11 protein-coding genes are annotated in these 13,750 nt (G+C 72.1%); 5 read left to right on the top strand and 6 right to left on the bottom strand.

What is annotated here, in order from left to right:
- Positions 1-8: 8 nt before the first annotated feature.
- Positions 9-1,334 (bottom strand): histidinol dehydrogenase, encoded by a 1,326-nt coding sequence (gene hisD, locus ACWCQK_RS12515; RefSeq protein ID WP_451154832.1) that lies wholly within the window; start codon positions 1,332-1,334, stop codon positions 9-11.
- Positions 1,335-1,536: 202 nt separating this feature from the next.
- On the opposite strand from hisD, the gene ACWCQK_RS12510 reads away from it, so the two are divergent.
- From ACWCQK_RS12510 to ybaK, 4 genes are all read left to right on the top strand, one after another.
- Positions 1,537-3,114 carry an oxidoreductase gene (locus ACWCQK_RS12510; protein WP_451154830.1) on the top strand — a complete coding sequence of 526 codons (1,578 nt, stop codon included), beginning with the start codon at positions 1,537-1,539 and terminating at the stop codon, positions 3,112-3,114.
- Between the two features lie 170 nt (positions 3,115-3,284).
- Positions 3,285-4,316, top strand: coding sequence for a hypothetical protein (locus tag ACWCQK_RS12505; protein WP_451154828.1), 1,032 nt, complete (start codon positions 3,285-3,287; stop codon positions 4,314-4,316).
- Between the two features lie 11 nt (positions 4,317-4,327).
- Positions 4,328-5,068, top strand: a complete 741-nt coding sequence (locus ACWCQK_RS12500) for an LON peptidase substrate-binding domain-containing protein (protein ID WP_451154826.1) — start codon at positions 4,328-4,330, stop codon at positions 5,066-5,068.
- A 26-nt stretch (positions 5,069-5,094) separates the two neighbouring features.
- A complete protein-coding gene (gene ybaK / locus ACWCQK_RS12495; protein WP_451154824.1) occupies positions 5,095-5,595 on the top strand; it encodes a Cys-tRNA(Pro) deacylase in 501 nt (166 codons plus the stop codon).
- A 191-nt stretch (positions 5,596-5,786) separates the two neighbouring features.
- Here ybaK and ACWCQK_RS12490 read toward each other — a convergent pair whose 3' ends face one another.
- The 4 genes from ACWCQK_RS12490 to ACWCQK_RS12475 all read right to left on the bottom strand — a co-directional run bounded on the left by ACWCQK_RS12490 (position 5,787) and on the right by ACWCQK_RS12475 (position 9,704).
- Positions 5,787-6,461, bottom strand: a complete 675-nt coding sequence (locus ACWCQK_RS12490) for an AAA family ATPase (protein ID WP_451154822.1) — start codon at positions 6,459-6,461, stop codon at positions 5,787-5,789.
- 34 nt (positions 6,462-6,495) lie between these two features.
- Entirely contained in the window at positions 6,496-7,317 is an 822-nt protein-coding gene (locus ACWCQK_RS12485; RefSeq protein ID WP_451154820.1) for an ABC transporter permease, read from the bottom strand.
- An 86-nt stretch (positions 7,318-7,403) separates the two neighbouring features.
- Positions 7,404-8,378, bottom strand: coding sequence for an ABC transporter ATP-binding protein (locus ACWCQK_RS12480; RefSeq protein WP_451154818.1), 975 nt, complete (start codon positions 8,376-8,378; stop codon positions 7,404-7,406).
- Positions 8,379-8,486: 108 nt separating this feature from the next.
- On the bottom strand, positions 8,487-9,704 hold the full coding sequence (locus tag ACWCQK_RS12475) for an NYN domain-containing protein (protein ID WP_451154816.1): 1,218 nt from the start codon (positions 9,702-9,704) through the stop codon (positions 8,487-8,489).
- A 237-nt stretch (positions 9,705-9,941) separates the two neighbouring features.
- Between ACWCQK_RS12475 and ACWCQK_RS12470 the strand changes: the two genes are divergently transcribed.
- The gene (locus ACWCQK_RS12470; RefSeq protein ID WP_451154814.1) at positions 9,942-10,103 is read left to right on the top strand and encodes a hypothetical protein; all 162 of its coding nucleotides are present in this window, start codon (positions 9,942-9,944) and stop codon (positions 10,101-10,103) included.
- 102 nt (positions 10,104-10,205) lie between these two features.
- Here the strand turns inward: ACWCQK_RS12470 and dnaE are convergent, their stop codons facing one another.
- A complete protein-coding gene (gene dnaE, locus ACWCQK_RS12465; protein ID WP_451154812.1) occupies positions 10,206-13,745 on the bottom strand; it encodes a DNA polymerase III subunit alpha in 3,540 nt (1,179 codons plus the stop codon).
- Positions 13,746-13,750: the final 5 nt, after the last annotated feature.

Below are 13,750 nucleotides of genomic sequence, written 5' to 3'. Positions count from 1 at the left end.
GTGCTCGGTCACTTGCCCTCGGGGACCTTCCATCCGAACCTCGCCCTGACCGCCGCGCCGTGCGCCGGCAGGTCCTCGGCGTCCGCCAGCGTCACCACGTGACGCGCGACCTCGGCCAGCGCTTCCTCGGTGTAGTCGACGATGTGGATGCCGCGCAGGAAGGACTGCACGGACAGGCCGGAGGAGTGGCAGGCGCAGCCGCCGGTCGGCAGCACGTGGTTGGAGCCGGCCGCGTAGTCGCCCAGTGACACGGGCGCCCAGGGGCCGATGAAGATCGCGCCGGCGTTGCGCACCCGCTCGGCGACGGCGGCCGCGTCGGCCGTCTGGATCTCCAGGTGCTCGGCGCCGTAGGCGTCGACCACCCGCAGGCCCTCGTCCACGCCGTCGACGAGCACGATCGCGGACTGTCTGCCCTTGAGGGCCGGGACGATCCGGTCGTCGATGTGCTTGGTGGCGGCGACCTGCGGCTCCAGCTCCTTCTCCACCGCGTCCGCCAGCTCGACGGAGTCGGTGACGAGGACCGCGGCGGCCAGCGGGTCGTGCTCGGCCTGGCTGATCAGGTCGGCGGCGACGTGCACCGGGTCGGCCGTGGCGTCCGCGAGGATCGCGATCTCGGTCGGCCCGGCCTCGGCGTCGATGCCGATCCGGCCGGTGAAGTAGCGCTTGGCGGCGGCGACCCAGATGTTGCCGGGGCCGGTGACCATGACGGCGGGCGGGCAGGACTCGGTGCCGTAGGCGAACATCGCGACGGCGGTGGCGCCGCCGGCCGCGTACACCTCGTCGACGCCGAGCAGCGCGCAGGCGGCGAGGATCGTGGGGTGCGGCAGCCCGCCGAAGTCTGCCTGCGCCGGGGAGGCGAGCGCGATCGACTCGACGCCGGCCTCCTGGGCGGGCACGGCGTTCATGATCACGGAGGAGGGGTAGACGGACCGGCCGCCGGGGGCGTAGAGCCCGACGCGCTCGACCGGCACCCACTTCTCGGTCACCGCGCCACCAGGCACGACCTGGGTCGTGTGCGTCGTACGGCGCTGGGCGCGGTGCACGAGCCGGGCGCGCCGGATGGACTCCTCCAGGGCGGCGCGCACGGCCGGGTCGAGCCCCTCCAGCGCGTCGCGGAGGGCCTGGGCGGGGACCCGCACGGACTCCAGGCGTACCCCGTCGAACTTCTCGGCGAAGTCGATCAGCGCCGCGTCGCCCCGATGATGCACGGCCTCGCAGATCGGGCGCACCTTCTCCAGGGCGGCCGAGACGTCGAAGTCGGCTCGGGGCAGCAGGTCGCGCAGGGCGGGTCCCTCGGGGAGGGCGTCGCCGCGCAGATCGATTCGGGAGATCACGCCGTCAATTCTCTCAGACCGGGAATGCGCGCCGTCCGGGCGTATCAATGGCTGATACAGAACGGCGGCCCCGGACGATGGCGCATATCAGCGCAACCCGGAAGATCCCCTTCACGTCCTGCGTTCGGGACGTCACCCAGCGGGCATGAACGGCTGTGCGACGGGGCGAACCCGCGAGTAGCCGGGGAGGGGGTGAAGAACCGTGACCGACGGGGCCGGTGTGCGCGCCGGCGAGCTGCCGGACGATCTGACCGCCGCCGAGGCCGGCATGTGGCAGGCCTTCCGCAACGGCACGGTGTACGACCTGAGCAGCGGGGACACGGTCGTCGACGATCCGCACGGCGCGCATCCCTGGGGGCCCGAGCGGACCGTGCGGGCCCGCATCCTGGCCTGGCTGCTGCTGGACGGGCCGCCCGCGCTGGCCGGGCGGGTGGCGTCGCTGAAGCTGACCGGTGTGCGGATCAGCGGGGTGCTGGACCTGGCGGGCGGCACGGTGGTGCCGTACGTCGAGCTGAAGGGCTGCCGCTTCGAGCGGGAGGTGCTGCTGCCGGAGGCCCGCTTCACGACCGTGCGCCTGGTGGACTGCTCGGTACCGCGCCTGGAGGCGGCCCGGGTGCACACGGAGGGCGACCTGCATCTGCCGCGCTGCCGCTTCCACAACGGGGTGCGGCTGACCGACGCGCACATCGGCACCGACCTGCTGCTCAACCAGGCGATCGTCCACCGGGACCGCACCGGCCGCTCGATCGCCGCCGACGGCATGTCGGTCGGGCAGGATCTCCAGGCCGAGCTCCTGGAGTCGCACGGCGAACTGAGTCTGCGCGGCGCGACGGTGGGCGTCTCGCTGAGCCTGCGCGGGGCGCGGCTGGTCAACCCGTACACGCGGCTGGCCCTGAACGCGCCCCAGCTGACCGTGGGACGCACCCTGTATCTGACCCCGGCGGGCGTCGGCGCCCAGGTGCCGAGCGGCGCGACCCCGCCGCAGGGCACGCTCGTGCGGCGGTTCGAGTGCCGGGGCGGGGTGCGGCTGGACGACGGGCGGTTCGGGGACGCCGTCGACCTGGAGCGGGCCCGGTTCGTCCTCACCGAGGAGCAGTCGCTGTCGCTGCTGCGGGTGCAGACGCCGGAGCTGCGCTTTCTCGGGGAGCGGCCTCAGCGCGGCAAGGTGGTGCTGTCGGGGGCGCGGATCGTCAACCTGGTCGACCGGTCGGCCAGCTGGCCCGGTCCGGGCAGTCTGCACATGGGCGGGTTCGCGTACGAGAACCTCGTGCCGCACGGGCCGTTCCCGCTGACCGAGCGGCTGGGATGGGTGGCCGCGGCGACCGCCGAGTACAACCCGGAGCCGTACGAGCGGCTCGCGGCCGTACTGCGGGCCGGCGGCGAGGACGAGGACGCCCGTGAGGTGCTTCTCGCCAAGCAGCGCCACCGCCGGGAGACGCTGCCGCCCGCCGCCAAGTTCTGGGGGTACGCGCAGGACTGGACGGTCGCCTACGGGTACCGGCCGGGCAGGGCCGCGGTGTGGATGGCGGTGCTGTGGGCGGCGGGAACCCTCGCGTTCGCCCGGGCGGGCCGCCCGCCGGCCAACGGCGACGGGCACCCGGAGTGGGACCCGGCGCTGTTCGCCCTGGATCTGCTGCTGCCGGTCATCGACCTGGGGCAGGCCGGCCAGTGGCGGCTCGACGGAGGCCGGCAGTGGCTGGCCGCGGTGATGATCCTGCTCGGCTGGATCCTGGCGACGACGGTGGCGACGGGGGCCTCACGGATGCTGCGGCGGAGCTAGCGGGCCCACGCCCACGCCCGGCCTTGCGCGCGATGGCCTTACCCGCGGTAGGCGCACAGTCGTTCGACAGGTGAACCGTCATCACGCTTTACCTTTCCTTGACCACACGACGTACAACTTTCCGCAGGTTCCGTGGAGCCACTGGCGCGGCCCCGACCAGCGCGTTTTCAATGGTCGACACCATGGCTCTGCTGCCCCCCTTCATCCGTGCGTCGCGGACGAGATCAGCCGCCCCCCGACCCGCCGCCGCGCCCCACGCCGACGACGAGGTTCTCCTCGACGCGCCCGACGAACGGCTGGGACCCGCGCTGGTCGCCGCCGCGCGGGGCGAGTACGCGCCGGCCGCGCGGCTGCTCGCCGACACCCGTGCGCACGCCGAGTGGGAGGGCCGCGACCGCTACGTACGGCGGCTGGCGTCCTTCGCCCTCGCCCGCGGCGAGTGGTTCGAGAGCTGGCGTGCCGAGGCCCCGCGCGACCCGGACGTGCTGCTGGTCGGCGCCCAGCTGGCCGTGGACCGCTGCTGGGACTCCCCGGCGAGGGCCGAGCTGCTGCGGGCCGTCAGCCCGGCGATCACGGCCGCCGCGCGCAGCGACGACCGGGACCCGGTGCCCTGGCGGCTGGCGCTGGACCACGCGCGCGGCGCCCGCGCCGGGCACCGCTACTTCGAGGAGCTGTGGGAGGCGGCGGTGCGCCGCTCGCCGCACCACCACGGCTGCCATGTGGCGGCCCTGAAGTACCTCGCGGGCTCCTGGCACGGCTCCCACCGCGAGTGTTTCGACTTCGCCGAGCGAGCCGCCCAGGACGCGCCGCCCGGCTCGTTCGTCCAGGCACTGCCGCTGCGGGCGGCCTTCGCCTACCTGACCGACGGCTGCGGGCCCGAGGTGCCGCGCGAGCGGCTGGAGGCCGCCGCCGACCGCGCGCTCGCGCTGTCCGCCCGGCTCCCGGCGACCGACCCCTGGCCTGCGGAGATACGCAATCTCGCGGTCTACGTCCTGGTCCACCTCGAACGCTGGCCGCAGGCCGCGGAACAGCTGCGGCTGACCGGCCCGTACGCCACCTCCTTCCCCTGGGACCGGGTCTCCGACGACCCGCTCGGGCGGTTCCTGGAGGTACGCGACGAAGTCCGGCGGAACCTGGCCGGGGAGGCCGCGTGGCATCCACCAGGTGGGCAGGGCGACCGTGCCCGCTCCGGCGGCCATTAGGCTTCTGCGCCGTGACCACCGTCCGGCTTCCGCTCTTCCCCCTGAACTCGGTGTTGTTCCCCGGGCTCGTCCTGCCGCTCAACATCTTCGAGGAGCGCTATCGCGCCATGATGCGCGAGCTGTTGAAGACCCCCGAGGACGAACCACGCCGGTTCGCCGTCGTGACCATCCGCGACGGCCATGAGGTGGCGCTCAGCGCGCCCGGCATGCCCGATCCGACCGCCGTGCCCGAGCGCGGGGCGACCGCGGGCTTCGGCGCGGAGCCGTCGAAGGCGTTCCACACGGTCGGCTGCATCGCCGACGCGGCGACGATCCGGGAGCGCGCGGACGGCACCTTCGAGGTGCTGGCGACCGGCACGGCCCGGGTGCGGCTGGTGTCGGTGGACGCGTCGGGCCCGTTCCTGACGGCCGAAGTGGAGGAGCTCGAGGAGGAGCCGGGGGACGAGGCCGGGGCGCTGGCCGAGGGCGTGCTGCGGGCCTTCCGGCAGTACCAGAAGCGACTGGCGGGCGCCCGGGAGCGTTCCCTGGCGACGGGGGCGGAACTGCCCGACGAGCCGTCCGTGGTGTCGTACCTGGTGGCCGCCGCGATCATGCTCGACACGCCCACGAAGCAGCGGCTGCTCCAGGCCCCCGACACGGCGTCCCGGCTCCGGGACGAGCTGAAACTCCTTCGCTCCGAGACGGCCATCATCCGTAATCTGCCGTCGTTGCCCGCGTCGGAGCTGACGCGCGGCCCGACGAGTCTCAACTGACGCACGACCCCGAGGAACCGGCCCGCATGGCGAAGAAGGCGAAGAAGCAGCAGCCGGGCGGCACGCCCGCGACGGTGGCGCTGACCGCGGCGGGCGTGGACCACACCGTCCACGCCTACGACCACGACCCCTCCCACCCGTCCTACGGCGAGGAGGCCGCCCAGGCGATGGGCGTCTCCCCCGAGCGCGTCTTCAAGACGCTGGTGGCGGACGTGGACGGCGCGCTGGCCGTGGCGGTGGTCCCGGTGGCGGGCCGGCTCGACCTCAAGGCGCTGGCGACGGCGCTCGGCGGCAAGCGCGCGGCGATGGCGGACCCGGCCCTCGCGGAGCGCACCACGGGCTACGTCCTCGGCGGCATCTCCCCGCTCGGCCAGCGCAAGAAGCTCCGCACCGTCCTGGACGACTCGGCCACCGCCCACACCACGATCTGCGTGTCGGCGGGCCGCCGCGGCCTGGAGGTCGAACTCTCCCCCACCGACCTGACCACCCTGACGCACGCGGTCCTGGCCCCCATCGGCCGCCTGTGAGCCGGTCGGGCTCCACCGTCGCAGCCCGTCCGGCGTTCGAGGACGAGGACGTCCAGGCCTAAGCGGGAGTGCGGGGGCGGCAGCCCCCGGGGACGGGACGGGAAGGGGCGGCGGGGGCGCACACCACCCCGCCGCAGACCACAGCGCCCCGCCGCGGACCACGGCGCCCCGCCCGGCCGTAGGGTCCGCCCCTACGCCTTGGGACCGGGCGCCCCGTACGCGGGTGAATACAGATCCGGATCCCGCGGCCCGAACAGCGCCGTCAGCCCCATGTGCACCACGAGCCCCGCCAGCGGCCACGCCAGCAACGCCCCCTTCGCCCCCAGCTTCAGCGGCGCGGAGAACGTCACCCCCTTGCCCACGGCCTTGGCGTGCGCGATGACGTCCGACGCGGGCCCCAGCCACACCCCGAGCCGCCACGCCAGCAGCGCCCCCAGCAGACCGCCCACGCCCAGCGCCACCACCAGCGGCACACCGCCGCGCCGGCGCCACAGGAACACCCCGAGCGCGCTCACCGCCCCGAAGGCCAGCGCCAGCAGCGTGAACGTTCCGTCCACGCCGATCGCCTGCTCGCCCTCGGAGTCCTTGAGGTAGACGGTCCAGCCGACCTCGGACTCGTCGCCGACCAGCGGCACGTGCGGCGCCAGCCACCACCACAGCACGCCGAGCAGCGCCCCGGTGACCGCGACCACCAGGGTGACGACGACGGCCTCGATCACCTCGGCCCTCATCCCCGGCCCGTCCTGTCCGTACAGGCTCTCGTGCGGCGCGGGGGCCACGCCGGCGTACGCGCCGGGCGGAGGCTGCCACGCGTGCTGCGGGGGCTGTTCGTGCGGCGGCGGAGGGGGAGTCAGCGGTGCGGTCACCCTGACATCGTGCCAGGCCCGGCTGTGCGGCGCGTCACCGGACGGCCGCCCGGCGGTACGCCCAGGTGGCGACGGCCAGCGAAACGACGCCGACGAACGCGCACACGGCCAGGTCACCGAGGACGAAGGCCCAGTCGGGACGCGGCCCGAAGGTCCGCGCGTAGGCCTCCACGCCGTACGTCGACGGCAGCAGATCCCGTGCGAACCGCACGGCCTCCGGCATCCGGTCGGCCGGCAGCACGCCGAGCAGCAGCGCCGCCGACATGCCCAGCTGCCCCAGCACGGTCGCCAGCTCGGGCCGGGGCGCGAGCAGTCCGAGCGCGGCGCCGAGCCCGGCGAGGGCGGCCCCGGCGAGCGGGATCACCGCGGCGAGGATCCAGAGGTTGCCCATGGGCAGCCCGAAGAGCACACAGCCGAACACGGCCGTGACCACGGTCCCCGGCACGGTGAAGGACGCGTACGCGCCCGCCGCGCCGAGCACGACCGCGGCGGGCGGCACCGGAAGGGTCGCGTAGTGGTCGAGGCCGCCGTTGGACCGCAGCTGCCCGAAGTACTGGGCGAGCAGGTTCAGCGCGACGAAGGCGACGACGAGGACGGACGAGCCGGCCACCACCGACTCCGCCTCGCTGCCGCCGTCCACGACCCCGCGCATCATGATCAGGATGCCGATCGACTGGAAGGTCGCCACGAACAGCAGCGGGATCCGCGCCACCCGGGCCCGGGACAGCTGCGCCCGGTACACGGCCGCCAGCGCCGGCCACAGCCGCGCCCGCGGCCCGAGCTCGGCCGCCTCCCGGACGGTCTCCTCCACGGCCAGGACACTGCCCGGCAGAACCTCGGCGGGTACGACACTCACGTCGTGCTGCTCCCCTTCACTCTGGTTCGAGCCGGCGCCCTTCCCGGCGCTCCTCCTGTTGGGTACGGACGCGGCGGTGTGCGCGCTCAAGCCTTCACCAACCCCTGCCGGGCGGCGCCGCCGAGCGCCAGGTACACGTCCTCCAGGCTGGGCGTGGCGAGCGTGAAGTCGTCCAGGGCGGCGAAGGCGGCGCCGCCGGTGACGGTGGCGACGACCGCGCGCGCCTCCTCGGGGGCGAGCCGCAGCGTCCAGCGACGTCCGGACTCCGTGACCCGGTCGCGCAGCGCGGCCACCTCGGGCACGTCCAGCGGCGGACGTTCCCGCCACACCAGCTCGACCCGCACCTCGCCCGCGACCTGCTCCTTCAGCCCGGCCGGGCTGTCGCAGGCGATGACCCGGCCCCGGTCGAGGACGGCGACCCGGTCGAGGACGGTCTCGGCCTCGATGACGTTGTGGGTGACCAGCACGACGGTGGTGCCGCGTTCGGCGCGCCGGCGGTCGACGGCGCCCCACACGGCGCGCCGGGCGACGGGGTCCATGCCGGTGGTCGGCTCGTCGAGCACGAGCAGCGGCCGCTCCCCCACCAGCGCGGACGCGAAACAGGCGAGCCGCCGCTGCCCGCCGGACAGCTTCTTCAGCGGCCGGCCGGCGATCGGCGTGAGCCCCAGTTCGTCGAGTACGGCGTCCCGTTCGGCGCGCGCCCGGCGCACGTCGAGTCCGCGCAGCCGCCCGGTGGTCTCGGCGGCGAGCGACACGGTGAGTTCGTCGAGGGCGGTGGACTCCTGCCCGAGGTAGGCGAGGATCCGCGCGGCGCGCTCCGGGTGGCGCACGATGTCGTGCCCCAGGATCTCGACACTGCCCGTGTCGGGCCGCATCAGCCCGGTGAGCTGCCGTACCAGGGAGGTCTTCCCGGCCCCGTTCGGCCCGAGCAGCCCGAAGATCTCACCGCGCCGCACGTCCAGCCGTACGTCGTCGGTGGCCCGCACCTGCGGGGTCCCGGGGGTCCCGCGCCGGCCGCGTACCGCCGGATAGGTCTTGGTCAGTCCACGCACGGCGCACACGAGCTCACCCTTGTCCCGATATGCCGGTGCCGCGCGCGTACTCACAAGGGACGAGCCTACGGGGTCCGGGACGTCACCCGGCGCTCGGGGCCGCGGCACGACCCCCGTTCACTCCCCGGCCGGGGCGTGCTCCGCGGCCGTACGGACATCGATCTCGCGCCAGAAACCCGCCCGGATGGCGTACCGGTCGTGTTCGTCGATCTGGTCGTCCTTGTGGGCCAGCAGGCCGAACCGGGCCGCGTACCGCAGCAGCTCGCCGTCGATGCGGTGCGGGATCCGCGGATACATCCCCGACAGCTTCTGCCGGTGGCCGCCCTGGTCGCCGAGCCGCTCCATCCACCGGCGCGCGAAGACCTGCCCCACCTCGTAGGGGTCTCCGCCCACGGTGGTGATGTCCTCCTCGCGGTCGGCCCAGCGCTGCTCGGCCGTGGTCAGCTGCGCGAGCGTGGGCATCGAGGCGGCCTCGGGCGGCTCGGTGGCCCCGCCGGGGCGGTCGATCCAGCCCTTGTCGGAGGACCAGCGCAGGGTGGCGGTCGCGGGATGCTGGACGGTCTGGAGGCCGGGGGCCCGCAGCGCGGCCAGGTCCTTGGGGGTGGGTACGCCCTTGGGCGTGGGCACCCGCTCCTCGGCGCCGTTCTGCGCGCCGGCCACCGCGTGCTCCGGTTCCTCGGCGGCCGGCTCGGGCGCCGCCGTGAGTCCGGAGTCGGGCAGCGGCGCGGAGAGGATGGCGGCGATCTCCGGGCGCGGCACGGGCGGCGGCGCGCAGATCCCGCCGAGCTCCTTGGCGCGGACGGCCTTGGTGATCCAGGTCCGGTCCAGCACGCGGCGCTCGTCGGCCTCGGCGACCAGGTCCTCGGACTGGTTGTAGTCGCCGTCGGCGGCCTGCACGGCCCACAGGTGTACGGCGACGCCGTGTTCCTTGGCGGCCATCATGCCCGGCAGCAGGTCACCGTCGCCGGTGACCAGGACGACGTCGGAGCAGGCGCGGTTGCGGGCCAGTTCGGTGAGCTCGGCGTGCATCGCGGCGTCCACGCCCTTCTGAGCCCAGCGTCCGTCGCTGCGCGTCAGCGCGCCCAGCCGGACCGTGACCCGGGGCATCACGCGCAGTCTGCGGTGTTCGGGCTGGGGGACGCGGTCGGGGGCGCCGTCGAACCAGTAGATGCGCAGCAGCGGCCGTTCCGTGTCGGACTCGGCGCGCTCGCGCAGCCCCTGGATGAGGGCGGCGTGGTCGACGGTGATCCGGGATCGCGAGGGTTCCCCGGCGAGGAGACTGGCCGCGGCCCCCAGGAGATACCCGGCGTCCACCAGGACGATGCAGCGATCCACGCGACTCACCCTCTTCCCGGGAGGTTTGCTTCAGGCTTCCTTCGAGTCTGCCCGACCACGCGGAGGTTAACGGCCCGAACTCGATCTTCGGCGTGGCGTTTCGGGAGTTCGTTCGCCGGTGTCGCGCTCCGACCACCCTTGTCACACACGGTAATTATCCGAAATGCGTTCATTGTCAGCCTATGTGAATCTGGTCCCGGCTCTGGCCCTCAGATCCACCTCAGGAGGCAGATCACCATGGCCAAGAACAAGAACCGTGAGCGGAAGCAGCCGCAGGCCGAGCGCAGCCAGCAGGCGGCCCGCCAGTCCTCGATGGAGTCGCACGAGCAGCGCACCACGCAGGCGACCCCCGGTGACATCGCGCGCAAGGGCCGGACCAAGCGCTTCGGCCACAACTGACCTTCGCACAACGGGCCGTCGGGCCCCGCGGGCCGTCGAAGCCCGGGCACACCACGAGGGGCGCATCCGTGAACGGATGCGCCCCTCGTGTCCTTCGGTCGCTCAGCCGGCCAGGCACGCGGGGCCGAGCAGCACCTTCAGGTCGCCGAACAGCGCCGGGTCCGGCTTCACCCGGTGCCGGTCGAGGCGCAGCACCGTGGTCTTGGTCGGCCCCTGGAGCTTGATCCGGACCTCGCTGTCGCCCTTGTGATGGCTGAGGATCTCGCCGAGGCGGCTGATCATCGGCGGGGTGACCCGGGTCGCCGGGATGGTGAGGACGACGGGCGCGTTGGTGCCCGCGTTGGACAGGTCGGGGACCTGGAGCTCCATCGCGACCAGCCGCGGCACGTCCTCCCGCTTGTCGAGCCGGCCCTTGACGAACACGACCGCGTCCTCGACGAGTTGGGTCGAGATGAGCTGGTAGGTGGCCGGGAAGAACATGCACTCGATGGAACCGGCGAGGTCCTCGACCGTGGCGATCGCCCAGGCGTTGCCCTGCTTGGTCATCTTGCGCTGGAGGCCCGAGATGATGCCGCCGATGGTGACGACCGCGCCGTCCGCGTGCTCGCCTCCGGTGAGCTGGGCGATGCCCGCGTCTGCCTTGTCGGACAGCACGTGCTCCAGGCCGAACAGCGGATGGTCGGAGACGTACAGGCCGAGCATCTCCCGCTCCTGGGCGAGCAGATACGTCTTGTCCCACTCGTCGGTGGTGAACTCGACGTCCAGCCCGAAGCCCGGCTCGCTGGTGTCGTCCTCGCCCATCCCGCCGAAGAGGTCGAACTGCCCCTCGGCCTCCTTGCGCTTGACGGCGACCACGTTGTCGATCATCGGCTCGTACTGCGCGGTGAGGCCCTTGCGGGTGTGCCCCATGGTGTCGAACGCGCCCGCCTTGATCAGCGACTCGGTGGTCCGCTTGTTGCACGCGACCGCCTCGACCTTGTCGAGGTAGTCGGGGAAGGAGGCGTACTTCCCCTTCGCCTTGCGGCTCCTGATGATCGACTCGACCACGTTGGTGCCGACGTTGCGCACGGCCTCCAGGCCGAAGAGGATCACGTCGTCGCCCTGGGCGGCGAAGTTGTGCACCGACTCGTTGACGTTCGGCGGGAGCACCTTGATGCCCATACGACGGCACTCGTTGAGGTAGACGGCCGACTTGTCCTTGTCGTCCTTGACCGAGGTGAGCAGCCCGGCCATGTACTCCGCGGGGTGGTTCGCCTTCAGGTAGGCGGTCCAGTACGACACCAGGCCGTACGCGGCGGAGTGCGCCTTGTTGAAGGCGTAGCCGGCGAAGGGCACCAGCACGTCCCACAGGGCCTGGATCGCCTCGTCGCTGTAGCCGTTCTTCTTGGCGCCGGCCTGGAAGATGGTGAAGTTCTTCGCCAGCTCGTCGGGCTTCTTCTTGCCCATCACGCGGCGCAGGATGTCGGCCTCGCCGAGCGAGTACCCGGCGATGATCTGGGCGGCCTTCTGCACCTGCTCCTGGTAGACGATCAGGCCGTAGGTGACGGCCAGGACCTCTTCGAGGGGCTTCTCCAGCTCCTTGTGGATCGGGGTGATCTCCTGGAGCTTGTTCTTGCGCAGCGCGTAGTTGGTGTGCGAGTCCATGCCCATCGGGCCGGGACGGTAGAGCGCGGAGACGGCGGAGATGTCCTCGAAGTTGTCGGGCTTCATCAGGCGCAGCAGCGAGCGCATGGGGCCGCCGTCGAACTGGAAGACGCCGAGGGTCTCGCCGCGCTGGAGCAGTTCGAAGGTCTTCGGGTCGTCGAGCGGCAGGGCCAGCAGGTCGAGGTCGATGCCCTTGTTGGACTTCACCATCTTGACGGCGTCGTCCATGATCGTCAGGTTGCGCAGGCCGAGGAAGTCCATCTTCAGCAGGCCGAGCGACTCGCACTGCGGGTAGTCCCACTGCGTGATGGTCACGCCGTCCGTGTGCCGCACCCAGATCGGGGCGTGGTCGACGATGGGCTCGCTGGACATGATCACGCCGGCCGCGTGCACGCCCATCTGCCGGACCAGGCCCTCGACACCCTTGGCGGTGTCGATGACCTTCTTCACGTCCGGCTCGTTCTCGTACATCGCCCGGATCTCGCCCGCCTCGCTGTAGCGCGGGTGCGAGGGGTCGGTGATGCCGTTGAGGTCGATGCCCTTGCCGAGGACGTCGGCGGGCATCGCCTTGGTGAGGCGGTCGCCCATGGCGTACGGGTAGCCCAGCACGCGCGCGGAGTCCTTGATGGCGTTCTTCGCCTTGATCTTGCCGTAGGTGCCGATCATGGCGACCTTGTCGGAGCCGTACTTCTCGGTCACGTACCTGATCACCTCGACGCGCCTGCGCTCGTCGAAGTCGATGTCGACGTCGGGCATGGAGACGCGCTCGGGGTTGAGGAACCGCTCGAAGATCAGTCCGTGCGGGATCGGGTCGAGGTCGGTGATGCCCATGGCGTACGCGACGATCGAGCCGGCCGCGGAACCACGGCCCGGGCCCACCGCGATGCCCTGCTTCTTGGCCCACATGATGAAGTCCGCGACGACGAGGAAGTACCCCGGGAACCCCATCTGGATGATGACGTCCATCTCGTACTCGGCCTGCTTCTGGCGGTCGTCGGGGACGCCGCCGGGGAAGCGGCGCTCCATGCCGAGCCGGACCTCCTCCTGGAACCACGTGACCTCGGTGAAGCCCTCCGGGATGTCGAACTTCGGCATGAGGTTCTTCTCCGTGAACATGCCGGTCGTGTCGATCTGCTCGGCGACGAGGAGGGTGTTGCGGCATCCCTCCTGCCAGGCGTCCGAGGAGTCGACGGCGTACATCTCGTCCGTGGACTTCAGGTAGTAGCCGGTGCCGTCGAACCTGAAGCGGTCAGGGTCGGAGAGGTTCTTGCCGGTCTGGATGCACAGCAGGGCGTCGTGGGCGGTCGCCTCGTGCGCGTACGTGTAGTGCGAGTCGTTGGTGACCAGCGGCGGGATGGCGAGCTTCTTGCCGATGTCGAGGAGGCCCTCGCGGACCCGGTGCTCGATCTCGATGCCGTGGTCCATCAGCTCCAGGAAGTAGCGGTCCTTGCCGAAGATGTCCTGGTAGTCGGCGGCGGCCTTCAGTGCCTCGTCGAACTGGCCGAGGCGCAACCGGGTCTGGAGCTCGCCCGAGGGGCAGCCGGTGGACGCGATGAGACCCTCGGACCACTGCGAGATGGTCTCCTTGTCCATCCGCGGCCACTTCTGCAGCCAGCCCTCGGCGTAGGCGTCCGAGGAGAGACGGAAGAGGTTGTGCAGGCCGGTCGCGTTCGCCGCCCAGATCGTCTTGTGGGTGTAACCGCCCGAACCGGACACGTCGTCCCGCTTCTGGTGCGGCTGGCCCCACTGGATCTTGCGCTTGTTGCGCCGCGATTCGGGCGCGACGTACGCCTCGATGCCGATGATCGGTGTGACGCCCGCCTTCTTCGCCGTGTGGAAGAAGTCGTACGCCCCGTGCAGGTTGCCGTGGTCCGACATGGCGATGTGGGTCATGCCCATCTCGTTGCACGCGTCGAACATGTCCTTCAGCCGCGCGGCACCGTCCAGCAGCGAGTACTGGGTATGGACGTGCAGGTGCGTGAACGGCGGCTTTGACACGGCTG

This window comes from Streptomyces sp. NPDC002306 (genome assembly GCF_053593435.1).
The sequence above is the reverse complement of the archived record's forward strand: the minus strand, read 5'-3'. Positions and strand labels throughout refer to the sequence as shown.